At 67.7% G+C, this 22,941-nt stretch carries 23 protein-coding genes; 11 read left to right on the top strand and 12 right to left on the bottom strand.

The genetic code is table 11. The features are described from left to right. Positions 1-4: 4 nt before the first annotated feature. On the bottom strand, positions 5-613 hold the full coding sequence (locus L0C25_RS04120) for a flavin reductase family protein (protein ID WP_271635146.1): 609 nt from the start codon (positions 611-613) through the stop codon (positions 5-7). Positions 614-712: 99 nt separating this feature from the next. Continuing rightward, on the bottom strand, positions 713-1,417 hold the full coding sequence (trhA, locus tag L0C25_RS04115) for a PAQR family membrane homeostasis protein TrhA (RefSeq protein ID WP_271635145.1): 705 nt from the start codon (positions 1,415-1,417) through the stop codon (positions 713-715). Positions 1,418-1,526: 109 nt separating this feature from the next. On the opposite strand from trhA, the gene L0C25_RS04110 reads away from it, so the two are divergent. From L0C25_RS04110 to L0C25_RS04075, 8 genes are all read left to right on the top strand, one after another. Then, a complete protein-coding gene (locus L0C25_RS04110; RefSeq protein ID WP_271635144.1) occupies positions 1,527-2,288 on the top strand; it encodes an isoprenyl transferase in 762 nt (253 codons plus the stop codon). Positions 2,289-2,305: 17 nt separating this feature from the next. Beyond that, entirely contained in the window at positions 2,306-2,701 is a 396-nt protein-coding gene (locus tag L0C25_RS04105; protein ID WP_271635143.1) for a YybH family protein, read from the top strand. A gap of 332 nt (positions 2,702-3,033) precedes the next feature. Then, positions 3,034-4,359: a PhoH family protein gene (locus L0C25_RS04100; RefSeq protein WP_271635142.1), complete on the top strand. Its 1,326-nt coding sequence runs from the start codon at positions 3,034-3,036 to the stop codon at positions 4,357-4,359. 1,576 nt (positions 4,360-5,935) lie between these two features. Then, positions 5,936-7,162 (top strand): extracellular solute-binding protein, encoded by a 1,227-nt coding sequence (locus tag L0C25_RS04095; RefSeq protein ID WP_271635141.1) that lies wholly within the window; start codon positions 5,936-5,938, stop codon positions 7,160-7,162. Positions 7,163-7,199: 37 nt separating this feature from the next. Beyond that, the gene (locus L0C25_RS04090; protein ID WP_271635140.1) at positions 7,200-8,135 is read left to right on the top strand and encodes a carbohydrate ABC transporter permease; all 936 of its coding nucleotides are present in this window, start codon (positions 7,200-7,202) and stop codon (positions 8,133-8,135) included. Positions 8,136-8,145: 10 nt separating this feature from the next. Beyond that, positions 8,146-8,979: a carbohydrate ABC transporter permease gene (locus L0C25_RS04085; protein WP_271635139.1), complete on the top strand. Its 834-nt coding sequence runs from the start codon at positions 8,146-8,148 to the stop codon at positions 8,977-8,979. Between the two features lie 6 nt (positions 8,980-8,985). Then, entirely contained in the window at positions 8,986-10,158 is a 1,173-nt protein-coding gene (locus L0C25_RS04080; RefSeq protein ID WP_271635138.1) for an ABC transporter ATP-binding protein, read from the top strand. A 109-nt stretch (positions 10,159-10,267) separates the two neighbouring features. Next, complete coding sequence (locus L0C25_RS04075) at positions 10,268-11,005, top strand: aggregation-promoting factor C-terminal-like domain-containing protein (protein WP_271635137.1); 738 nt, start codon at positions 10,268-10,270, stop codon at positions 11,003-11,005. 4 nt (positions 11,006-11,009) lie between these two features. Here the strand turns inward: L0C25_RS04075 and L0C25_RS04070 are convergent, their stop codons facing one another. Then, positions 11,010-11,681 carry an NAD(P)-dependent oxidoreductase gene (locus L0C25_RS04070; protein WP_271635135.1) on the bottom strand — a complete coding sequence of 224 codons (672 nt, stop codon included), beginning with the start codon at positions 11,679-11,681 and terminating at the stop codon, positions 11,010-11,012. A gap of 94 nt (positions 11,682-11,775) precedes the next feature. Here L0C25_RS04070 and L0C25_RS04065 point away from each other — a divergent pair, with 94 nt between their 5' ends. Together L0C25_RS04065 and L0C25_RS04060 are read left to right on the top strand one after the other, a co-directional pair. Further along, positions 11,776-12,135, top strand: a complete 360-nt coding sequence (locus L0C25_RS04065; RefSeq protein ID WP_271635134.1) for a winged helix-turn-helix transcriptional regulator — start codon at positions 11,776-11,778, stop codon at positions 12,133-12,135. 194 nt (positions 12,136-12,329) lie between these two features. Next, positions 12,330-12,884 (top strand): hypothetical protein, encoded by a 555-nt coding sequence (locus L0C25_RS04060; protein ID WP_271635133.1) that lies wholly within the window; start codon positions 12,330-12,332, stop codon positions 12,882-12,884. A 56-nt stretch (positions 12,885-12,940) separates the two neighbouring features. Here L0C25_RS04060 and L0C25_RS04055 read toward each other — a convergent pair whose 3' ends face one another. Beyond that, positions 12,941-14,335 (bottom strand): class II fumarate hydratase, encoded by a 1,395-nt coding sequence (locus L0C25_RS04055; protein ID WP_271635131.1) that lies wholly within the window; start codon positions 14,333-14,335, stop codon positions 12,941-12,943. Beyond that, entirely contained in the window at positions 14,332-14,988 is a 657-nt protein-coding gene (locus L0C25_RS04050; protein ID WP_271635129.1) for a spermidine synthase, read from the bottom strand. Before L0C25_RS04050 ends, L0C25_RS04055 begins: the two co-directional genes overlap by 4 nt. Before the next feature lie 131 nt (positions 14,989-15,119). Here L0C25_RS04050 and L0C25_RS04045 point away from each other — a divergent pair, with 131 nt between their 5' ends. After that, positions 15,120-16,571 (top strand): WS/DGAT/MGAT family O-acyltransferase, encoded by a 1,452-nt coding sequence (locus L0C25_RS04045; protein WP_271635128.1) that lies wholly within the window; start codon positions 15,120-15,122, stop codon positions 16,569-16,571. 113 nt (positions 16,572-16,684) lie between these two features. Here the strand turns inward: L0C25_RS04045 and L0C25_RS04040 are convergent, their stop codons facing one another. From L0C25_RS04040 to L0C25_RS04010, 7 genes are all read right to left on the bottom strand, one after another. Next, positions 16,685-17,608, bottom strand: coding sequence for an alpha/beta fold hydrolase (locus L0C25_RS04040; RefSeq protein WP_271635127.1), 924 nt, complete (start codon positions 17,606-17,608; stop codon positions 16,685-16,687). 53 nt (positions 17,609-17,661) lie between these two features. Next, the gene (locus L0C25_RS04035; protein ID WP_271635126.1) at positions 17,662-18,570 is read right to left on the bottom strand and encodes a carbohydrate kinase family protein; all 909 of its coding nucleotides are present in this window, start codon (positions 18,568-18,570) and stop codon (positions 17,662-17,664) included. A gap of 166 nt (positions 18,571-18,736) precedes the next feature. Further along, the gene (gene glpX, locus L0C25_RS04030) at positions 18,737-19,780 is read right to left on the bottom strand and encodes a class II fructose-bisphosphatase (RefSeq protein ID WP_271635125.1); all 1,044 of its coding nucleotides are present in this window, start codon (positions 19,778-19,780) and stop codon (positions 18,737-18,739) included. A gap of 70 nt (positions 19,781-19,850) precedes the next feature. Next, positions 19,851-20,903, bottom strand: coding sequence for a sulfate/molybdate ABC transporter ATP-binding protein (locus L0C25_RS04025; protein ID WP_271635124.1), 1,053 nt, complete (start codon positions 20,901-20,903; stop codon positions 19,851-19,853). Beyond that, the gene (locus L0C25_RS04020; RefSeq protein WP_271635122.1) at positions 20,900-21,724 is read right to left on the bottom strand and encodes an ABC transporter permease; all 825 of its coding nucleotides are present in this window, start codon (positions 21,722-21,724) and stop codon (positions 20,900-20,902) included. Before L0C25_RS04020 ends, L0C25_RS04025 begins: the two co-directional genes overlap by 4 nt. Beyond that, positions 21,702-22,529 carry a molybdate ABC transporter substrate-binding protein gene (modA, locus tag L0C25_RS04015; RefSeq protein WP_271635120.1) on the bottom strand — a complete coding sequence of 276 codons (828 nt, stop codon included), beginning with the start codon at positions 22,527-22,529 and terminating at the stop codon, positions 21,702-21,704. Before modA ends, L0C25_RS04020 begins: the two co-directional genes overlap by 23 nt. After that, positions 22,529-22,924, bottom strand: coding sequence for a TOBE domain-containing protein (locus L0C25_RS04010; protein WP_271635118.1), 396 nt, complete (start codon positions 22,922-22,924; stop codon positions 22,529-22,531). Before L0C25_RS04010 ends, modA begins: the two co-directional genes overlap by 1 nt. Positions 22,925-22,941: the final 17 nt, after the last annotated feature.

The following is a 22,941-nucleotide window of genomic DNA, read 5'->3' as shown; positions in this document are numbered from 1 at the left end:
CGAGTCAGTATTCGGCCCGGAAACTCCTCCCCACATCGTCGCCGACTCCGAAGTAGTGGCGGAACACGTAGAGCAGCGGCGCCCAACGTTCCAGGTCGATGTGCGAGGTGCCCTCGATCACCAGGTCGGAACGGGCGTGCACCTTGACCACGTCGGCCTCGACGATTGCGAACTCGGCCGATTTCGGACCGTGCACCTGGACGACGTGTGCCTCCAGGTGCACCGGACACTCGGCGACCCGTGGGGGTGCAACGAGATCGGCTGCGAGCGGGGTCAGACCTGCCGCGGCGAACTTGTCTGTCTCGTGTCGGAATCGATCGGCCTTCTCGGGCGGCACCGGCGCAACACCCGTGAGTGGTGCGAGCGCCTCCACCGCCGGCTGCAGACGTACGTCGGGCAGGTTGACGACACACTCGCCGGTCGCCTCCAGATTGCGAATCGTCTGGCCGTTGCGGCCGAGCCCGAGGACGACCGTGCGTCCGAGGTACCACGACGACGAGATCGGCGCGAGGTTCGTCGTCCTCGACGCGTCGACGGTGCTGATCAGCGAGACCGGCGTACCGAAGTAGAGGACTGACGGTTCGATCGCCTGGTGCGCAAGGGTTTCGGTCATGACGACGACGCTAAGGGCGCGAAGCTTCGGCGCTGGCCGAACCACGACCGACGGCTCGGCGGTGCGGGAGTGACGGCTCGGCGGTGCCGGACCGACGGGTCAGCGCAGGGAGTACGCCGCGATCGAGATGCCGATGTAGTGCGTGATGAACGCCGCGATGGTGAACACGTGGAACACCTCGTGGAAGCCGAACCACCGGGGGAACGGGTCGGGCCACTTGAGCGCGTACACGACCGCGCCGACGGAGTAGAGCCCGCCACCGACGGCGACGAGCACGATGACCGAGGTGGACGCAGTCGCGGCGAAGTCTCCGGCCCAGAAGATCGCGGCCCACCCGAGCGCGAGGTAGATCGGCACGTAGAGCCATTTGGGTGCGTTCACCCACAGGATCCGGAAGAACACGCCGATGACCGCGCCGCCCCACACGAGCGACAGCAGGATCGCCGCCTGCTTGTCCTCGAGCAGAAGCAGCGCGAACGGGGTGTACGAGCCGGCGATCAGCAGGAAGATGTTGGCGTGGTCCAGTCGCTTGAGCGTGTGATGGACCGCGGGCCGCCACGAACCCGTGTGGTAGACCGCACTCGTGCCGAACAGCAGCAACGCCGAACCCATGAAGACGGCCGCACCGATCTTGGTCGTCGGGCCTGGGGAGAGGACGATGAGAACGATGAACGCGGCAAGCGCAAGCGGCCACGTGGCGGCGTGTAGCCAGCCACGCAGCTTGGGCTTGATCTCGTCGACGACCTCGCGGAGGCGCTCGCCGGATTCGTGCGCCGTCGCCTCGACGCGTTCACTGGTGTCCATGCGCGTTCCAGCGTAGCGGCAACATCGGCAGAGGTCGGCGTGAACCGGCTCACCCATGGTGCGCCGTAAGCCTCTAACCTGGAGCGGTCCGATCCGAAGGGGCCCGTCAGTGTCGATCAGCGACCTCGTCTACGGCGTGTACGAGCGCCGGCTGCTCAAGGACCTGAGCCCTGAGCAGACGCCGAAGCACGTCGGCGCGATCGTCGACGGCAACCGGCGGTGGGCACGGGGCGCGGGCGCCGGGGTCGCCGACGGGTACCAGGCGGGTGCCGACAAGATCCCCGAGTTCCTCGGCTGGTGCGACGAGCTCGGCGTCCAGGTCGTGACCCTGTGGCTGCTGTCGACCGACAACCTCGAGCGCGCGGAGTCCGACGTGAAGCCGCTGCTCGAGGTCATCGAGAGCCTCGTTGACGAGCTCGCCGACTCCGGGCGCTGGCGGATGCGGCTGATCGGGGCACTCGAGCTGCTGCCCGAGGCGTCGGCCAGGCGGTTGCAAGACGCGGTCGGGCGTACCGAGGGCGTCGAGGCGATGGCCGTGAACATCGGCGTCGGGTACGGCGGGCGCCAGGAGCTCGCCGATGCGATGCGCTCGCTGCTGGTCGAGCAGGCCGACAAGGGCCTGACCCTCGAGGAGCTGGCCGACGTACTCGACGTCGAACACATCGCCGAGCACCTCTACACCAAGGGACAGCCCGATCCCGACCTGGTGATCCGCACCTCCGGAGAGCAACGGCTGTCGGGCTTCCTGCTTTGGCAGAGCGTGTACAGCGAGTACTACTTCTGCGAGGCGATGTGGCCGGCGTTCCGCAAGGTCGACTTCCTGCGTGCGATCCGTTCGTACGCCGCGCGCGAGCGTAGGTTCGGTCAGTAGGCGAGAGGGACGCCGCGATGAACGACGAGCGGCAGATCCGAGACCTGGTCGAGCGCTGGGCGGCCGCAGTGCACAGCGGTGACCTCGACGGAGTCGTTGCCGACCACTCCGACGACATCGTGATGTACGACGTGCCACCGCCGTACGACGGCGTGCAGGGCATCGACGCGTACCGCTCCGTCTGGCCGGCGTTCTTCGAGTGGCAGGCGAGCAGTGCGTCCTTCGAGATCGCCTCGCTCGACGTCGTCGCCGGCGACGACGTCGCGTACGCGTACGCACTCGTGCGCTGCGGTACGCCTGCCGACCTCGCCGAGAACCCCGACAACCGACTGCGCCTGACCCTCGGCCTCGCCAAACGCGACGGGCGTTGGGTCGTCCAGCACGAACACCACTCGTTCCCACACCAGCCGTAGCCGCGCACGGTCGTGACGTATGTGCCGCCGAGCTGCGGTTCTCGTGCCGGCGCGGCTGAGCTGTCGATCGCGTCGGTCGCGCAGGCCGTCGCGAACCGGTCCACCGCATGGTCACCCGCCGGTCATCGCGTGGTCGGGCGTGTCTCCCGTTCCGGACCCGTTGCCGACGTACGCTCGAGGTGACGTCGGGAAGGGAAGCCCGGCGTCACGGGAGGCAGTACCGGTGACCGTTTATACCGGAGGACCCGCCCCCGGGTTCTCGCCGACTCCCGGCCCGATAACGACCTAGGGCCGGGCGCGGGAAGCGCGTACGGCCCGTGAGGGGACAGACCGTGGCTGCACCGAAGTCAACGTCGAGCAGGCCCACCGGCCAGCGTACGTACGTTCTCGACACCAGCGTCCTGCTCGCCGATCCGGGCGCGCTCAACCGATTCGCCGAACACGAGGTGGTCATCCCGGTTGTCGTCATCACCGAGCTCGAAGGCAAGCGGCATCATCCCGAGCTCGGCTACTTCGCGCGCTCGGCGCTGCGTCGGCTCGACGCCCTCCGGATCAAGTACGGGAAGCTGGACGCGCCGCTGCCGATAGGCGACGCGGGCGGCACCGTACGTGTGGAGCTGAACCACACCGACGCGCAGGCGCTCCCTGCCGGGTTCCGGCTGGGCGACAACGACACCCGCATCCTCTCGGTCGCGGCCAACCTCGCCGCCGAGGGCTACGACGTGACGCTGGTGTCGAAGGACCTGCCGATGCGCGTCAAGGCGTCGTCGGTCGGCATCGCGGCCGAGGAGTACCGTGCGGAGCTCGCCATCGAGTCGGGCTGGACCGGCATGGACGAGCTCGACGTCACCTCCGACGACGTCTCGGCGCTGTACGACGAGGGCACCGCGGACATCCCCGACGCGCGCGAGCTGCCCTGCCACACGGGACTCGTACTCCTCTCCGACAACGGGAGCGCACTCGGCCGGGTCACTCCCGACAAGCGCGTACGCCTGGTGCGCGGGGATCGGGAGGCGTTCGGCATCCACGGCCGGTCTGCCGAGCAGCGGATCGCGCTCGACCTGCTGCTCGACCCCGAGGTCGGCATCGTGTCGATGGGCGGCCGGGCCGGTACGGGCAAGTCGGCGCTGGCGCTGTGCGCGGGGCTCGAGGCGGTCATGGAACGCCGCGAGCACAAGAAGGTGGTGGTTTTCCGCCCCTTGTACGCGGTGGGCGGGCAGGATCTCGGATACCTGCCCGGCAGCGAGTCGGAGAAGATGGGCCCCTGGGCACAGGCCGTCTACGACACGCTCGGCGCCGTCTCGTCGAGCGATGTGATGGACGAGGTCATCGACCGGGGCATGCTCGAAGTCCTTCCGTTGACGCACATCCGCGGCCGGTCGCTGCACGACGCGTTCGTCATCGTCGACGAGGCGCAGTCGCTGGAGCGCAACGTACTCCTCACGGTGCTGTCCCGGATCGGTGCGAACTCCAAGGTTGTACTGACCCACGACGTCGGCCAGCGCGACAACCTCCGGGTGGGCCGGTACGACGGGGTGGTCGCCGTCGTGGAGAAGCTCAAGGGCCATCCGCTGTTCGCGCACGTCACTCTCACCCGCTCGGAGCGCTCGCCGGTCGCGGCGCTGGTCACCGAGATGCTGGAGGACATCACCCTCTGACTGAGCGCTCTGTGCCCGCGCCGCGTGCTGACTCCCGAATTCGGATGTTTGGCCATCGTTGCCCGAGGAAACCTGCTGCTCAGAGAGCCGACAGGAGGCGATGGTATGTCGACATGGTACTTGCGCTCGAATAAGCGAGCGCCGGCGTTCGTACTTCTCTCAATCGCGATGCTCGCCGCACTAGTCGCAGCGCCACCAACTGGGGCAGCAGACGCGGATTCGCGCGAGGCATCGAGATCGACCGATGTAGCGGTGGTACACCACCCATCCGTGCCGCAGCGCGGGGCGATAATCATGAAGCGAGGTGATGGGCGAAATCTTGCCCCTCGCCCGCCTCTGTGCTATGAGGACGAAAGCGATCACCCCTGCCCAAAGAGGAAGCGGAAGAAGTATTATCGCCACCATCGACGTCCCCATCATCGGGATGTCGTTGAGCTAAAGGTGGGGTGGGGAAAAAACTCGCTCGGCTGCAGAACGCCAGTGGGTTTGTACGGCTGCATTACGGGTGCTTACGAAATTGGCAAGGGTGCTTGGGAGTTCTTCACGCGGGAGCGCAGATGCACGAGATGGTGGGTCGACACCGACCCCCGCCACATCTACAGCTACGGCGACGGCCAGAGTCTTTGGCAACCAACATATTGCGTAGAGTGGAGTGGTTGACTCACCTCCGTGAGCGGCGCCCCACGTCGGACGGCGGGGCGCCGCTCGACCACGTCCATTGGGAAGGTTGAGAATATGAAGAAGCCAGCAGTAGTGCCACATCGAGACCTGGCCCGTTCCGGCTACGTGCGCGCCTTGATCGGTGGGGCAGTGGCAATGACAATTCCTTTTGTCGGGTCTGTCCCTCCAGCGCTGTCAGCGCCGCCCCACACATCGGAGTCAAGTGTGAATGAACCCTCCGCTCAAAAGTATCGGTTTGAGTGGGAAAATGTCACCCCGAAGCATTGGATGAGCACGCGCTATTACTGCAACAATGGGTCCCTGCCGTACGTGTCTGGTTGTTACGCCGGAAAGAGCGACAGTCTTCAGGTTGCCGACAACAGAGGCGACGGCCAGCGGGTTGGGATGCACTGGAAGACAAATTATGGTCGTAGTGGTATGTGTGTTTCCGTCCATGGGAAGGACGGCGACCAAGGCTGGCTCAATCAGGTCGGGAACTATGTTTGCAATAAGCAAATTAAGGAAAACAAGAGAATAAAGTTCCGGGTCGGGCGGTGCAATCATGATAGGACGAACTGCTGGAAGTTGAAGAATTGGAACCATTGGTCGGGTTGGCGATCCTGGCTGCCGACGTGAAGAGCATTTAGAGTTACTGCCGCGTCGGCGGCGGTGGCGTTCAAGTCCACCGCTGCCGAGGCGTGCGGTCACAACTCGGAGTCAACCGTGGCGCGGACGACATCGTTGTGGTTAGGTGATCTCGATCACAGGTACGGTCTGCGAGGGGGCCGCCTGCAGCGTCGGACGGAGAGGGAGCACGATGACCCGGACCCGCGGACGAGGGAGACGAGCGATTATCGTCGCGATCGGTTCCGCCGTCGCCGCCACTAGCCTGACGGCCTGCGCGCAGGTCTTCGGTGTGTCCAGCGAGGACAACACGCTGACGTGGTGGGTCAACCCGGATGGGGTTGAGACCCAGAAGGTACTCGCCGAGCAGTGCAGCGAGGGCAAGCCTTACGACATCGACGTGCAGCAGTTGCCGACGGATGCTACCCAGCAGCGCGTGCAGCTTGCCCGGCGCCTCGCGGCCGACGACTCCACGATCGACCTGATGAACATCGATCCGCCGTTCATGTCAGAGCTGGCGAACGCCGGTTACCTCGCCGAGGTGCCGGATGAGCTCGCCGAGGCCGCGACGGGTAGCGACGTCTTGCAGGGTGCTGCCGACACCGTGACGTGGAAAGACAAGATTTACGGCATTCCCCAATGGGCCAATACGCAGCTGCTTTGGTACCGCAAGTCGCTTGCTGAGAAGGCTGGTCTCGACATGTCCAAGCCGGTTACCTGGGATCAGGTGATCGACGCTGCCGCCGACAACGGCGGCACGGTCGGAGTCCAGGCCAACAAGTACGAGGCGTACGCGATCTGGATCAACCAGTTGGTCGAGGGTGCCGGCGGCCACATCGTGTCCGATGTGGAGAAGGGAGTCGATCTCTCGATCGATATCGACTCGCAGGCTGGACGTGACGCGGCCGCGGTGATCCAGAAACTGGCTGGCTCGAAGGCCGCCCAGCCCGACCTCACCAACTCGAACGAGGGCACGAGTCTCGGGCTCATGTATGCCGGCGCAGGCGAGTTCATGACGAACTGGACGTTTGTCTACGCGAACTACAACGGCCTCGTTGGCGAGGGCGAGGGGATGATCTCGAAGCAGGACTTCGCAGACCTCGGGTGGGCCCGGTATCCGCAGACGGTCGAGGGCGAGGAGAGTAGGCCGCCGATTGGCGGTATCGATATCGGTGTCGGCGCCTTCTCCGAGCACAAGGACTGGGCGTTCGAGGTTGCCGAGTGCGTGACATCCCCCGAAAGCCAGACCGCGCTTGCCGTGACCGATGGCCTGATGCCTGCACGTGCCTCGGTGTACGACAATGCGGATCTCAAGGACGCGTACCCGGCAGACCTACTAGCGCTGTTCAGGGAGAGCATCGACACGGGCGCTGCGCGGCCCAAGACGCCGTACTGGAGCACGATCTCCGGCGCTATCCAGAACGTCTGGCATCCCCCGACGTCGGTCCAACCCGATAAGACTCCGAAGGAGTCGGCTAGCTATATCCGGGACGTACTCGACGGGAAGGCGTTGCTGTGAGGGAGCACTACGTAGCGGCGATCCGACGGAGGCGTCGATGAGCACGGCAACGATGACCAAGGGCGCATCGAACCCACCGCCCGAGGGCAGCGATCGTACTCGTGCGGAGAACCGACTGGGGCGGAAGTTGGTGGCGCCAGCCGTCATCGTGATGCTGGTCGTCACTGCCTACCCGATGTTGCAGGCGCTCTACCTGTCGTTGTTCCGCTACCAGCTCACGACTCCCGATGACAAGGCATTCGTCGGTCTCACGAACTACTGGACCGCGTTGACCGACTCGTTGTTCTGGAGAGACACCTGGAACACCGTCCTCATCATGGTCGTGACGGTCGGGATCGAGTTGGTGATCGGCTTCGTGTTCGCGATGGTGATGCACCGGGTGATTTTCGCGCGGGGGGTGATCCGCACATCGATCCTGATCCCGTACGGAATCGTGACTGTCGTGTCGGGCTTCACTTGGCAGTTCGCCTTCAGCTACAACAACGGCTTCTTGAACACGTGGCTTCCGTTCGTGGCCGACGACTACAACTGGTTCGGCGGACACTGGTCGTCGCTCTTTGCGATCTGCATCTCCGAGATCTGGAAGACCACGCCGTTCATGTCGCTGTTGCTACTGGCGGGCCTCGCACAAGTGCCCGAGGACATGCTTGAGGCGGCGAAGGTCGACGGCGCGACCTGGTGGCAGCGCCTTTGGAAGGTGATCCTGCCGAACATGCGTGCGGCGATCATGGTTGCCGTGCTCTTCCGTGCGCTCGACGCGTACCGGATCTTCGACAACATCTTCGTCATGACGAAGGGGCAGAACAATACCGAATCCGCCTCATTCCTCACCTACCGACAGGTCATCGAGCAGTTCCAGCTCGGAGCCGGCTCGGCGCTATCGGTGCTGCTGTTCCTCTCGGTGCTGCTGATCGCGTACCTGTTGGTCAAGCTGTTCCGAGTCGACCTCGCCCAGGCAAGGCAGGAGAGCTGACACGATGCCAGTGAAGACGAGAATCGGCGTCGTCGTCGGTTCGGCCATCATTCTCATCTGGTGCCTGCTGCCGATCGCCTGGATCATCTCGCTGTCGTTCAAGTCCCAGGACGCGGTGACGAACGGTAGCCCCGGATTCCTTCCGGAGGAAGGCGGTAGTGCGGGCTGGCAGAACTACAAGGATGTCTTCGACAACCCGGACTTCCAGCAGTCGATCATCAACTCGATAGGGATCTGCCTGATCGCGACCGTGCTATCGGTAATCCTCGCGACACTCGCTGCGTACGCGATCGCGCGATTGGAGTTCCGTGGGAAGAAGCTTGTGCTCACGATCGCTCTTGCGATTGCGATGTTCCCCGTCGTTTCGTTGGTCGGTCCCCTGTTCGACATGTGGCGCACGTTCGGGCTGTTCGACACCTGGATCGGCCTGATCATCCCGTACATGTCGTTCACTCTCCCGCTGTCGATCTGGACGCTGTCGGCGTTCTTCCGCGAGATTCCGTGGGAGATGGAGCAGGCCGCGCAGGTCGACGGCGCGACGTCCTGGCAGGCGTTTCGGAGGGTGATCGTGCCGTTGGCGGCGCCTGGCGTCTTCACGGCCGCGATCCTCACCTTTTTCTTCGCGTGGAACGACTTCGTGTTCGGCATTTCGCTGACATCGACGTCGAATGCGCGGCCGATCCCGGCGGCGCTGTCATTCTTCGTCGGGTCGGACCCGTTCAACCCGCCAGCCTCCCTGATGGCCGCCGGAGCCGTTGTCGCAACGGTGCCCGTGATCATCATCGTCCTTTTGTTCCAGCGCAAGATCGTTGCCGGCCTGACGTCCGGCGCCGTGAAGGGTTGATGCCACATGGCAACCATCGAGATGAACAACATCGTCAAGCAGTACGGCGACGGCTTCCCGGCCGTGAACGACATCAGCCTGGACATCGCCGACGGCGAGCTCATGATCCTGGTCGGCCCGTCCGGGTGCGGTAAGTCCACACTGCTGCGGATGATCGTCGGGTTGGAAGACATCACGTCCGGCGACATGGTGATCGGCGGCACCCGGGTCAACGACCTCGCGCCGCGCGATCGCAACCTCGCCATGGTGTTCCAGAACTACGCGCTCTACCCGCACCTCACCGTGTACGAGAACATCGCGTTCCCGCTGCGGCTCTCCAAGGAGTTCAGCAACGACGAGATCGACCGCAAGGTACGCGAGGCGTCGGCGACCCTCGAGCTCGACGAGCACCTCTCCCGCAAGCCCGCGAACCTCTCCGGCGGCCAGCGCCAGCGGGTCGCGATGGGGCGCGCGATCGTACGCGACGCGCAGGCGTTCCTGTTCGACGAGCCGCTGTCCAACCTCGACGCCAAGCTGCGCGGGCAGATGCGTACGGAGATCTCGCGGCTGCAGAAGAAGCTCGGCGTCACGACCGTGTACGTCACGCACGACCAGACCGAGGCGATGACCCTCGGTGATCGCGTCGCGGTGCTGAAGAAGGGCATCCTGCAGCAGGTGGCGACGCCGCGCGAGCTGTACGAGCACCCCGTCAACCTGTTCGTCGCCGGGTTCATCGGCTCGCCGCCGATGAACATGCTGCCCGCGAAGGTCAACGGCGACCGGCTCGAGCTGCCGTTCGGATCGGTGCCGATGACGAGCGAGGTCAAGGCCGTCCTCGGCGACACCGAGCTGCTCATCGCCGGCGTACGCCCCGAGCACTTCGAGGACGCCTCGCTGGTCGACGAGGCGATCAAACCGCATGGCGTCGAGTTCGATGCCGACGTCGACGTCGTCGAGTGGCTCGGTAACGAGCAGTACGCGTACATCCCGTTCGAGCCGCCACCCGAGATCGCCGGGCAGCTCGCCGACCTGCAGGCCGAGACCGACAGCGAGTCGCTGCGTACGCAGATCGTGGTCGCGCTCGACACGGCGAGTCGGATCCGCGACGGCGAGAGCACGAGACTGTTCATGGACACCCGCAAGATGCATCTGTTCGTGCCCGAAACGGGCGAGAATCTCGCCGCCCGTGTCCCCGCCTGACCGGCCGAGAGCGGCGTGACCTATCCCACTCTTGGAGATCGCGATTTGATAACGCGCCCAACAATCGGGCACGCTTTCGTCTGATCCGTCCCTAAGCAAAGGACCTCTCTTGTCTCGAGGCCGCCCAAAAGGCGGTGCGCATGCCGCCCGGCATCGCAAACCGTCCACGTTCGAACGCACCGTCGGCCGCGCGATCGACGCCACCCCGCAAGTCAGTGGCAAGTCGGTCGCGCTCGCGGCTGTCGGCGGCGTACTCGCGACCGGCACGGTTGTCGGCAGCCAGGCGCTGACGGGTGACCCGGCCGCCCAGGTCGCGGCCGACGACACGCCGACGGCGCTGCCCAACGTCGCGTCGGCCAATGGTGCCTGGGACGATCTCGACGGTGGTTCCGACGCGGCGGCACTGTCGGCACGCAGCGACGACGGCGAGGTGAGCCGCAGCGCCGGACGCCCCTCGCTCGACAGCCTCAAGCAGGAGTCGATGGCCGAGGAGTCGGCCGTGTCGAAGGGCGGCCGCGCCGCATCCGCCAAGGTCGAGGTGGAGGCCGCCGACCCGCAGGACATCGCGCGTTCGATGCTCGGCGAGTACGGCTGGGGCGAAGACCAGTTCCCGTGCCTCGACGATCTCTGGATCGGCGAGAGCCAGTGGCAGTTCGACGCCGAGAACCCGTACTCCGGTGCGTACGGCATCCCGCAGGCGCTGCCGGCGGAGAAGATGGCCAGCGCCGGATCCGACTGGGAGACCAACCCGGCCACCCAGATCGAGTGGGGCCTCGGCTACATCGCCGACCGCTACGGCTCGCCCTGCGCCGCGAACGACTTCAAACAGGGCAACAACTGGTACTGACCGGTCAGCCCGCGGCGGATGCGCTCGCCCGAGCGAGCGACACCAGTCCACGGTGCCGCGTCGGCGTCTCGATCTCGTCGAGCACCGCGGTCGCCACCTCCGGGTACGAGAACGAGCCGGCGGTCGCAGTGGGGTCCGGCAACGTGTCGTCGCCGACCAAGATCGGACCACCGCCGTTCTCCTCGTCCAGGAACACCGGCGGCGGTGCCAGGACGACCCAATCCAGATCGTGCGCCGTGTCCTGCAGCAGCCGGACCCCGGCATAGTGGCCGCGGGAGAACTCTCGGGCGTCGTTCGGCATGCCGTCGGCGTCGTGTGCCCTGTGCCCGTCCGGCGTACGCAGGTTGGTGCCGATGCCGACAATCACCAAGCGCATGGGTCCGGGCGCACCAAGACCTTTGACCAGTGCCGAGGTGACGTCGGCGTAGAACCGCCCAGCCGGCACGTCGAGCCGTGCAACGGCACTCACCGCCCCATCGTGGTCTGCGCTGAGCCGCGCGACCTCGTTCGGATCGGTCACGTCGCCGCGGACGACGCGTACACCGGCGATGGCACGAACGTCGTATCGGTCGGGGTCTCGGACGACCGCCGTCACCAGGTGGCCCCTGTCGACTGCCTCGGCGACGACCGCACGACCCGCACGCCCGCGGCCTCCGAACACGATGATCCTGCCCATTGCGACTCCCCGTGGTCTGACTGGAGTTGGACCGTACGTCGCCCACCCCCGCTTACCGCAACGAAACCGGTGCTGACCTGCCTATCCTGGAGCGGTGACCGATGTGCTGCCGCCCGACCTGTTCGACGATTGCGACCGCGAGGTGCCGATCCAGGTCGGCGACAAGTGGACCGCGAGGATCATCACCTGCCTGCGCGACCGCCCGCGACGGTTCGGCGAGCTGCTCGTTCCGCTGCATCCGATCACGGCGAAGGTGCTCACCGAGAGCCTGCGCCGGCTCGAGCGCGACGGGATGGTCGACCGCTCGGCGTACGACGAGAACCCGCCGCGGGTCGAGTACGCCCTGACCGAGCTCGGTCGGAGCCTGTTCGAGCCGCTGGAAGCCAGCTGCGAGTGGAACCGGCGCCACGGCGAGGCGTACCGCAGTGTCAGGGCGGCCGCCGCTTCGACGTGAGATGCCGGGTCGCTGGCCGAAGGTCGGACCGCGGGTCGACCTTCGGTTGATGCGCGGTCGCGTCGCGGCCGACGACGATGGAGGCATGACAACGGGGCGCTACACGACCGAGCTCGCCGGCCGATCCATCGGCGTGGACGTCTCCGGGCGGTGGCTCACCAACACGGCAGTGCTGTACGTCGACGGCGAGCGCGTTGCCGAGGGCTCGGGGACGCTTCGAGGCGATCGACCTCCGCTACGAGGAGGTCCGCGTCCATGTGAAGACGCCGGTGAGCGGCGGAGTCGAACGCTGTCAGCTGATCCTGGCCGACGCAGCCGACGGCGACCGCGATCCGGTCGAGTACCGCGTGCCACTCGACCCGCCCGAGGGGACGCGCGCCGCACGACTCGCGGAGTTCCAGCGTGATCGGCCGCGGCTCTACGCCGCGCGGCATGTCGTCATCGCCGCCGGTCAGATCCTGATCGCGTTAGTCGGCATCGGCGCGCTCGTACGCGGGCTCCTGCCGCGGATCGACCTGCCGTCGATCGATCTGTCCTGGCTGCCCGATCTCGACTTCTCGTGGATGCCCGACCCGTTCGGGTGGCTGTCGGGGCTCCTCCCGGACATCTCGCCGCCCGACTGGGTCGACTCGGTCATGGGCACGTCGAAGTACTGGCTGCCGATCCTGATCGCGGTCTTCGTGGCGAAGAACGAGGCGGAGAAGAGGCGCAAGGCCAACGACGCGAAGCAGCGGCGCGACGAGTCCTGACCATTCGAACGGCGACGGCGCGGTCGATGCGTTCGTGCAACAGGTTGAGCAGCGCCCTACGGGTGGGTCATCGACAGTACGTCGAGAGCCTCGTCGAGTTGTGCCTCGGTGAGGTCGCCGCGCTCCACGTACCCGAGCTCGAGCACGACGTCGCGGATCGTCTTGCGCTCGGCCACCGACTTCTTGGCGATCTTCGCCGCCGCCTCGTACCCGATCAGTCGGTTCAGCGGCGTCACGATCGACGGCGACGACTCGGCGAGCTCCGTGCAGCGATCGACGTTCGCGGTGATGCCGGAAATGCAGCGGTCGGCGAGCACCCGCGAGACATTGCCGAGGAGCCGGATCGACTCGAGCAGGTTGCGGGCGATCAGCGGCAGCATGACGTTCAGCTCGAACGCGCCCGACGCACCGCCGGTCGCGATGGCGGCGTCGTTGCCGATGACCTGCGCGCATACCTGGAGGGTCGCCTCGGGGAGGACCGGGTTTACCTTGCCGGGCATGATGCTCGAGCCCGGCTGCAGGTCGGGGAGCGCGATCTCGCCGAGGCCGGTACGCGGGCCGGAGCCCATCCAGCGCAGGTCGTTGCAGATCTTGGTGAGGCCGACCGCGATCGTACGCAACTGACCGGACAGCTCGACCAGGCCGTCACGGGCACCGTGTGCCTCGAAGTGGTCGCTCGCTTCGGTCAGCGGCAGGCCGGTGTCCTCGGCGAGCAGCTCGATGACACGCTGCGGGAACCCGGCCGGGGTGTTGATGCCGGTGCCGACGGCGGTGCCGCCGAGCGGGACCTCCGCGGCGTTGGGCAGCGCGGACTCGACCCGTGCGATGCCCTTGCGGACCTGCGCGGCATACCCGCCGAACTCCTGGCCGAGCGTGACGGGGGTGGCATCCATCAGGTGCGTACGCCCGGACTTGACGACCTGCGCGAACTCCGACGCCTTGGCCTCGAACGCCGACGCGAGCCGGTCGAGCGCCGGGACCAGCTCGTTCGTGGCGGCGGCGGTCGCCGCGACGTGGATCGAGGTCGGGAACACGTCGTTGCTGGACTGGCTGGCGTTGACGTGGTCGTTGGGATGCACGTCGCGGCCGAGCGAACGCGTCGCGAGGGTCGCCAGGACCTCGTTGGTGTTCATGTTGCTCGACGTACCCGAGCCGGTCTGGAAGACGTCGATCGGGAACTCGCCGTCGTACGCGCCGGAGGCGACCGCGACCGCCGCTTCGACGATCGCGTCGGCCATATCCTTCTCGATGACGCCGAGCTCGGCGTTGGCCTTGGCGCAGGCGCCCTTGACCTGCGCGAGTGCCCTGATGTGCTGGCCCTCCAGCGTGGTGCCCGAGATCGGGAAGTTCTCGACGGCGCGCTGCGTCTGCGCCCGCCACAGTGCCTTCGCGGGTACGCGTACCTCGCCCATCGTGTCGTGCTCGATGCGGTAGTCCTGATCAGCGCTCATGGTGCGAGGCTATCTCCTGCGACACCGTGCCCGCGCACGAGCCAGTACGACTCGGCGCGACCCTGCAGACGTACGGGAATCGGCTGGGTCTCGACGCGTCCGAACCGCTCCTGCATCGCAGACTCGAGCTCCGGCGCCTCGGCCATCGACCACACGCACAGCTGGCCGCCCGGCGCCAAGACGTCGGCACATCGTTGCAGGAACGGGCGCTCGTACAACTCCGCGTTGTCCTCGTGCACGAGGTACCCGGGCCCGTTGTCGACGTCGAGCAGGATCGCGTCGAGGTCGTCCCGCTCCGTCGCGTCCACCACCTCGCGTACGTCGGCGATGCGAAGGTCGACGCGTGGGTCGGTGAGCAGGTCGGCTCCAGGCAGCATGCCGTCGTGCATCCACGCCGGGATCGCGGGCTCCAGCTCCGCGACCGTGACCCGCTTGATGCGCGGGTCGCCGAGGATCTCGCGCAGGGTGTAGCCGAGTCCGAGGCCGCCGACGAGTACGTGGCGTGGGTCGGGCAGGCCGTCGAGCATCGTCCGCGCGAGCAGTCGCTCGCTACTCGTCTCGACGTCGTCCATCACGAAGACGCCGCCTACCCGAAGCTCGAGGGCGCCGTCAGCCCGGCGCCGCAACGCCGCATCCCCGGCCCGCCATTCCACGATGCCGACCGTACCGGACCCACCCGCCCGCTGGGCCGCACACTTCTGCCCCAAAACCCGCGAAATCGGGGCCGAAACGTGCGGCCCACCGGGGAGACGGACCGCGGACCGCACCGGTAGATTCGACGGGTATGAAGCCCGTGAGCCCATTGGACGCACAGTTCCTCAATGTCGAGGACACCACCACGACCGGGCACGTCGGAGCGGTCGTGATGCTCGACCCGAGTACGGCGCCCGGCGGCGGCCTGAGCCTGGATGAGCTGCGGGCGCTCCTCGAGCCGAGACTGCACCTCGCGCCGCCGTTCCGGCAGCGCCTCGTGAACGTACCCTTCGGCCTCGGCAATCCGTACTGGGCGGACGATCCCGACTTCGACATCGAGTTCCATCTGCGCGAGCTGGCACTCCCCGCACCGGGCGACGACCACCAGCTGGGCGAGCAGATCGCCCGTATCCACGCCCGTCCGCTGGACCGTTCGCGGCCGCTGTGGGAGCTGTACCTCGTGCACGGCGTTCGCGGCGACCGGGCCGCCCTGTACTTCAAGGTGCATCATGCCGCGATCGACGGCGTGACCGGCGCCGAGCTGCTCGCCACCATCATGGACGTGACACCGGAGCCGCGAGCCGTCGAGCCGGACGACTGGTCGCCCGCACCGCTGCCGGGGCCGGAGCAGCTGGTGCCGCGGGCGATCGCGACGAACACGCGTACGTGGAGCCATGCGCTCGCCTCGATGCCGCGCTCACTGCCACATCTCAGCGGTCTGCCGGGCGCGGCGAACGTACCCGGCGCGCGTCAGGTCAGCGACGCCGCGGATGCCGTCATGACGTTCCTCGGTCGCGGGTCGAAGGGTGATGAGACCCGGCACCTGTTCGCGCCGCCGACGCCGTTCAACGGCCCGATCACCGCGCATCGGCGCTTCTCGTTCGGCTCCGTATCGCTCGAGACCGTCAAGTCGATCAAGCAGGCGTACGACCTGACGGTCAACGACGTGGTGATGGCGCTGACGACGAGCGCGCTGCGCAGCTGGCTCCTCGACCATGACGCGCTGCCCGAGCTGCCGCTCGTCGCCGCGATACCGGTGTCGATCCGCGACGACTCGGGAGTCGAGTCGGGCAACCAGATCTCGGTCATGCTGGTGCGCATACCGACGCATCTGCGCGATCCGGCCGAGCGCCTCACGTACCTCCACGACGAGGTCGCGGTCGCCAAGGAACGCTTCGAGGCCGTTCCGGCGACGATCCTGCAGGACTTCAGCGCCGCGCTGCCGACCGGACTCTCCGGCCTCGCCTCGCGGGCGCTGTTCCGGATGATCACGGTGCCCGGGCTGCCGTTCAACCTGTTCATCTCGAACGTGCCGGGGCCGCAGTTCCCTCTGTACGTCGACGGGGCGACCGTCGAGGGCATTCACCCCATCTCGGCCGTCACCCAGCTCACCGGCGGCATCAACATCACGCTGTTCAGCTACAACGGATCGCTCGACTTCGGCGTCGTCGTTTGCCGCGAGATGGTGCCGGACGTCTGGTCGCTGATCGGCTACCTCGAGGACGCACTGTCGGAGCTACACGGCCTAGGTCGTGTCCGGTAGGCCCCGCCGGCTCGCGTGATCCCGCATCCACTCTCGCGGCGTTGCGGTCGCTCATGGGAGGTCCGACTCCGACTTCACTCCCGCGCCTTGCGAGATCGGCGCGGATATCCCGCTCACTGATCGACGGGACCCACCGGACATGACCTAGCCTGACCGGTGCGGCGGGCCGTCCGGTCGATGGCGTCGACGAAGGTCGGCGTGAGCTGCCTCGGCAGGTCATGGCCGAGACCGGGGATCAGGATCAGCTCGGCGTTCGGAATGGCCTGCGCGGTCGCCCGCCCTCCGGACGGGTGCACCAGCGGATCCTCGAGGCCGTGTACGACGCAGGTCGCGATGTCGAGGCCCTCGAGCTCGGCGGTGCGGTCGGGCTGGCACAGGATCGCGAGCATCTGCCGGAGTACCCCGCTCGCCGACCAGCCGCGGTCGTACGTCTCCTCGGCCCGGGACCGCAGCTCCGCGAGGTCGGGTGGGAACGTGGGCGAGCCGATCAGCTGCTGGGTGCGAATCGTGCGCTCCACGTACGCCCCGCGGGTCGGGCCGGTGCGCGCGAGCAGGGCAGGGAGCAGCTTGGGGTGCTGCCACCCGACCGTACGCCGACCGGTGGTCGACATGATCGAGGTCAGTGACCGGACGCGCTCCGGCCGTTCGATCGCCATCGTCTGCGCGATCATGCCGCCCATCGAGGCGCCGACGAGATGGAAGCGGTCGATGTCGAGCGCGTCGAGCAGCCCGAACGCGTCGCCGGCGAGGTCGGACATCGTGTAGACGGCGCGGTTGTGGTCGCCGAGGAACGCGCGGATGATGTCGGAGCGGTTGACCCGGCGCTCGCGTTGCTTCGTCGACGCGCCGGTGTCGCGGTTGTCGTACCGGATCACGTGGTAGCCGCGAGCGGCGAGCGCCTCGCAGAGCTCGACGCTCCACCAGCCCATCGGCCCGGCGAGCCCCATGACCAGCAGCATCGTCGGATCGGAGCGGTCTCCGAACGTCTCGTAGCAGATGTCGATCCCATCGCCGACGGACACGGTCGTCTCGGCCACGGTGCCTCCAACCCTCGCGGAATCGCATCGTACCCGTCAGTGACTGTGTGTGATCAAGTGCTCGTCTCGGAATCGGCGAGCTCACGTCGCGTCGGCGGGTCTGCGCCGGGGCGTGTGCAGGTGATCGCGGCGGCGCGGGCGGCGGTGTTCGCAAGGTCGACGAGCGCCGCGGAGTCGAGGGCGGCGCCGGTGAGCAGCTCGTGCTCGAGCAGCCGGGCGAGCAACGCCGACATGAACGAGTCGCCCGCTCCGATCGTGTCGACTACCTCGACGGTCGGCGGGGCGACCTCGATATCGGCGGCGGCGCTTCGCATGCGTACCGCGCGACCGCCGCAGGTCAGCACGGCGAGGGCGGTGCGCCCGCGTCCGGTCAGCCGGGCGAGCACATCGGGCTCGCCAGGGTAGAGCAGCTCGGCGTCCTCGTCGCTGAGCTTGACCACCGTCGCGCGCTCGGCCATGGCGTCGACACGTCGGCGTACGTCGGCGAGGTCGGGTGTGATCGTGGGGCGTACGTTCGGGTCGAAGCCGATCGGTACGCCCGCGTCCGCCGCCTGCGCGGTGAGTGCGTCCACGGCGTCGGCTCCCGGTGCCAGCGTCGCGCCGATCGAGCCGACCTGGATGCAGCCGAAACCCTCCGGCGACGGCAGCTCCGTGGGATCCCACGCCAGGTCGAAGCTGTACGTGGCATGGCCGGCGGAATCGAGGTCGGCACGGGCGACGGAGGTGTCCGGTCGATGCGGCGGCAGCGAGCGTACGTCGACGTCCGACGAGTCGAGGTGATCGCGCACGAGCTCGCCGGCTTCGTCGTCGCCGATCTGGGTGGCGAGGACGGTCGAGACGCCGAGGCGGGCGCAGCCGACCGCGATGTTGAGCGGTGAGCCGCCGGGCCGGGTAGTCGTACCACCGGGGCCGACGGTGATGTCGACGAGCGACTCTCCGATGACGAGGATCGGGTCAGGCACGGCCTAGTGCCCTGTGTACGAAATGATCGGACGTCTTTCGCCGCCCAGGCGGCGCCCCGCGGCGTTCTCGTCGTCGGAAATAGGGCCCACTATGACCTTCCTTCTCGGCCTTGCGGTGCATCCACCTGAACGCCGCCTTCCGTCAAACCACTTCGTACACAGGACACTAGTGCTCGAAGTCGATCGAGGAGTACGCCATCAGCTTCTCCAGCTTGTGCTGGCTGGAGATCTTGCGGATGGTGCCGCTGCGCGAGCGCATCACGACCGACTCGGTGCTCGCCGTGCCGGCGCCGAAGCGTACGCCCTTCATCAGCTCGCCGTCGGTGATGCCGGTGGCGACGAAGAAGCAGTCGTCGCCGCGGACGAGGTCGTCGGTCGTGAGCACTCGGTCGAGGTCGTGGCCCGCGGCGATCGCCCGCTCTCGCTCGGCGTCGTCGGTCGGCCACAGCCGGCCCTGGATGAGCCCGCCCATGCACTTCATCGCGCACGCGGCGATGATGCCCTCGGGCGTACCGCCGACGCCGACCAGCATGTCGACGCCGGTGTCGGGGCTCGCCGCGAGGATCGCGCCGGCGACATCGCCGTCGGTGATGAACTTGATCCGCGCACCTGCCTCCCGGATCTCCGTGACGAGCTGCTCGTGGCGGGGCCGGTCGAGGATGCACACGGTGACGTCGCCGGCGTCGAGCCCTTTCGACTTCGCGACCCGGTGGATGTTCTCGGCGAGCGGCAGCCGGATGTCGACGACGTCGGCCGCTTCGGGACCGGTGACCAGCTTCTCCATGTAGAACACGGCCGAGGGGTCGTACATCGAGTGCCGGGGTGCGACGGCCAGCACGGAGACGGCGTTCGGCATCGCCTTGGCGGTCAGCGTCGTGCCGTCGATCGGGTCGACCGCCACATCGCACGCCGGGCCGGTGCCGTCGCCGACCTCCTCGCCGTTGAACAGCATCGGCGCGTTGTCCTTCTCGCCCTCACCGATGACCACCACACCGGACATCTGCACCGTGTTGATCAGGGCGCGCATGGCGTTGACCGCCACACCGTCCGCGCCGTTCTTGTCGCCGCGGCCCACCCATCGCGCGGCGGCCATTCCGGCGGCCTCGGTGATGCGTACGAGATCGAGGGCGAGGTTGCGGTCGGGCGCGGAGCTGGCGGGGGTGAGTGCGTCGTTGGGCGCGGGCGCGGCGCCGGGCGAGTCGTCGGTCATGTCGGCCTTTCGCTGCGGTCGGCTCGTGCGAGCACAGCCTAGTGTCGTGTCACACGTATGCGACCAGATACTACGTCTCGTACACCGCGACCTCGGTCGCCTTCACCGTCGCCCATACCTGTGCGCCGTTGGTGAGCTCGAGCTCGGCGACCGCGGACGGTGTCACGTCGGCGAGCAGCTGCGCCGCTCCCGCGAGGTGCACCCGCACGGCGTCACCGTGTGGTGCGAGGCCGGCGACGCGAAGCTCCCACGAGTTTCTGGCGCTCGTCTCCGGGCGTCCGCGCGACAGGGTGACGGCGTGTGGTGGGAAGGACGCGAACACGTCGCCTTCGCTGGCCGATGCCGTCACGAGCTGAGTCCCGTCGTCGAGGCGAATGGTGGTGCCCGTCGACTGTCCGCGCAGGAGGTTGAGCCCCATCAGGGACGCGACGTGCTCGCTGCGCGGCCGGCTTGCGACCTCGCGCGGTGGCCCCGCCTGCGACACGCGTCCGCCGTCGATCACCACGACCTGGTCGGCGAGTACGAGCGCGTCCAGCGCGTCGTGCGTGACGAGCACCGTCACGCCGTCGAACTCACGGAGCCGGCGGAGCAGGAAGTGCCGCAGCTCGAGGGTCACCGACACGTCGAGTGCCGATGTCGGCTCGTCGAGCAGCAGCATCCGGGGTTCGGTCGCGAGGGCGCGGGCGATCGCCACCCGCTGCCGTTGGCCACCCGACAGCTGCGCGGGCATGCGGGCCGCGAGGTCTTCGAGGGACGTGCGGCGCAGCCACTCCGCGGCCGTACGCCGAGCGGCGTCGCGCCGTGCGCCGCGCCGCCGCGGCCCGTACGCGACGTTGTCGCGGACGCTGAGGTTGGGGAAGAGCAGCGGGTCCTGGAACACCATCCCGACGTCGCGCTCCTGTGCGGGCCGTCGGATATCGGCGGCCGGATCCTCGAGCGCCTCGCCGTTGAGTGCGATGCGGCCCGTACGCAACGGCGTGAGGCCCGCGAGCGCGCGTACCGCCGTGCTCTTGCCGGCACCGTTCGGGCCGAGCAGGGCGACGATCGAGCCCGCGTCCGCCTGCAACCGAACGTCGAGATCGAACTCCCCGCGGCGTACGCCGATCTGCGCGTCCAGCATCATGCGGGTGTGCCCCCTATCCAGCGTTCGCGAAGGCTCGCGAGCACGAGCACGCTGATGGCGAGCAGGATCGCGCTGAGGACGAGCGACGCCCCTTCGTCGGCCTGCCGGGCGGTGTAGATCTCCAGCGGCATGGTCCGCGTCGTGCCGGGGAAGTTGCCGGCGAACGTGATCGTCGCGCCGAACTCGCCGAGCGCTCGTGCCCACGCGAGCACGGTCCCGCTGATCACGCCGGGCGCGGCCAGCGGGAGTGTCACCGTACGAAACGTCGCCCAGCGGCCGGCGCCGAGTGTCGCGGCGACCTCGTCGTAGCGCAGGTCGGCGGACCGCAGGGCACCTTCGACGCTGATCACCAGGAACGGCAGCGCGACGAACGTCTGCGCAAGCACGACGGCGGTCGTCGTGAACGGGATCGTGAGCCCGAACGCGTCGTACACCGGCCCGCCGACGACGCCGCGACGCCCGAACGCCATCAGCAGCGCGATACCGCCGACGACGGGTGGCAGGACGAGCGGCACCGTGACGAGCGCGCGTACGAGCGCGCGGCCGCGGAAGTCGACGCGGGCGAGTAGCCAGGCCAGCGGCACCCCGAGCAGCAGGCTCAATGCGGCCGCCGTCGTTGCCGAGACCAGGCTCAGCCGCAGTGCGTCGAGGATCTCCGGCGACGTGAGCCGGTCGGCGAGCTGGGTCCACGGCGTACGTACGAGCAGCGAGACGACCGGCAGCAGCAGCACCACCAGCGCAAGTCCGGACAGCACCAGCAGCACCGCCGGCGCACGGCCGAGCGCCGCGGCGTCGCGTTCAGGCGCCCGGCTGGAACCCATAGGACTTCAGCACCTGCTGGCCTTCGTCGCCGAGCACCAGGTCGACCCACTCCTGCGCGAGCTCGGTGTCGCCGGCGTCGGCGAGAACGGCGATCGGGTCGGCGTTGACCACCTCGGAGGCGTTCTCGGCTTGGACGGTCGCGACATCGTCGCCGGCAGCCTGGGCGTCGCTGACGTACACCAGGCCCGCGTCGACCTCGCCCGAGGTCACCTTGGTGAGGACGTCCTTGACGTTCTCCTCCTCGGTGGCCGGGTCGGCGTCGATCTTGTCCAGGTCGAGCAGCCGCTTCGCTGCGTCCCCGCACGGTGCCTCGGGCACACACACGGCGAAGGTGACATCGTCGGTGAAGTCCTGCAGGCTCTCGATGTTCGCCGGGTTGTCCGGAGGCGTCACGATCACCAGCGAGTTCTGGGCGAACGTCTGCGGGTCGCCGTCGGTGAGGTCCTCGTCGACGACCGACTGCATGGTCTGCTCGTCGGCGGTCGCGAGTACGTCCGCGGGCGCGCCCTCGATGACCTGGTCGGCCAGCACCGACGACGAGTCGTACGAGACCTTCACGTCGACGTCGTGCTCCGACTCGAAGGTCTGCTCGAGCTCACCGAACGCCTCGGTGAGCGAGGACGCCGCGAGAACCGTCAGCGTGCCCTTCGACTCGCCGCCCCTGTCGTCGTCCGAGCCACATGCCGCGACGCCGGTCAGCGTCAGGGCTCCGGCGGCGAGCGTCACCGTGAGTCTTTTCGAACGCGCCGCCTTTCGGTCGCGCTCGTCGAGCCGCTCGTACCTCGCGCTCTCCTTGCCGCTCATCAGTCGACCTCCACGACGACATTGGTTGCCTTGACCACGGCGGTCGCGACGGATCCGGGGGCGAGACCGAGGTCGTCGACGGCCTCGGCGCTCAGCAGCGAGACGACGCGGTACGGCCCGCAGCACATCTCCACCTGCGCCATCACGGTGTCCTTCGTGACCGACGTGACGATGCCGCGCATCCGGTTGCGGGCGCTCGCGTTACCGGATCCGCCGCCGGCGTCGGGCAGGTGCGCCTGCTCGCGCGCCAGCCGGGCGAGGTCCTCGCCGTCGATCGCGGCCCGCCCCTGCTCGGTCGTGACCGGCGAGAACCGCCGCTGGTCGGCCCACCGTCGTACGGTGTCGATGCTCACGCCGAGCAGGTCGGCGGCCTCGGACAGGCGGTACGTCGGCATGACCCGACCGTACACGC

The sequence above is a fragment of the Solicola gregarius genome (genome assembly GCF_025790165.1).
GTDB classification, from domain to species: Bacteria; Actinomycetota; Actinomycetes; order Propionibacteriales; family Nocardioidaceae; genus Solicola; species Solicola gregarius.
Note: the sequence above shows the minus strand (reverse complement) of the source record. Positions and strands in the feature narration are given on the sequence as shown.

Excerpts from the sequence above, each read along its gene's own strand:
- L0C25_RS04120 (WP_271635146.1), bottom strand. The coding sequence starts at position 613 with ATGACCGAAACCCTTGCGCACCAGGCGATCGAACCGTCAGTCCTCTAC.
- trhA (WP_271635145.1), bottom strand. The coding sequence starts at position 1,417 with ATGGACACCAGTGAACGCGTCGAGGCGACGGCGCACGAATCCGGCGAG.
- L0C25_RS04105 (WP_271635143.1), top strand. The coding sequence starts at position 2,306 with ATGAACGACGAGCGGCAGATCCGAGACCTGGTCGAGCGCTGGGCGGCC.
- L0C25_RS04090 (WP_271635140.1), top strand. The coding sequence starts at position 7,200 with ATGAGCACGGCAACGATGACCAAGGGCGCATCGAACCCACCGCCCGAG.
- L0C25_RS04080 (WP_271635138.1), top strand. The coding sequence starts at position 8,986 with ATGGCAACCATCGAGATGAACAACATCGTCAAGCAGTACGGCGACGGC.
- L0C25_RS04070 (WP_271635135.1), bottom strand. The coding sequence starts at position 11,681 with ATGGGCAGGATCATCGTGTTCGGAGGCCGCGGGCGTGCGGGTCGTGCG.
- L0C25_RS04055 (WP_271635131.1), bottom strand. The coding sequence starts at position 14,335 with ATGAGCGCTGATCAGGACTACCGCATCGAGCACGACACGATGGGCGAG.
- L0C25_RS04045 (WP_271635128.1), top strand. The coding sequence starts at position 15,120 with ATGAAGCCCGTGAGCCCATTGGACGCACAGTTCCTCAATGTCGAGGAC.
- glpX (WP_271635125.1), bottom strand. The coding sequence starts at position 19,780 with ATGACCGACGACTCGCCCGGCGCCGCGCCCGCGCCCAACGACGCACTC.
- L0C25_RS04025 (WP_271635124.1), bottom strand. The coding sequence starts at position 20,903 with ATGATGCTGGACGCGCAGATCGGCGTACGCCGCGGGGAGTTCGATCTC.
- L0C25_RS04020 (WP_271635122.1), bottom strand. The coding sequence starts at position 21,724 with ATGGGTTCCAGCCGGGCGCCTGAACGCGACGCCGCGGCGCTCGGCCGT.
- modA (WP_271635120.1), bottom strand. The coding sequence starts at position 22,529 with ATGAGCGGCAAGGAGAGCGCGAGGTACGAGCGGCTCGACGAGCGCGAC.
- L0C25_RS04010 (WP_271635118.1), bottom strand. The coding sequence starts at position 22,924 with ATGCCGACGTACCGCCTGTCCGAGGCCGCCGACCTGCTCGGCGTGAGC.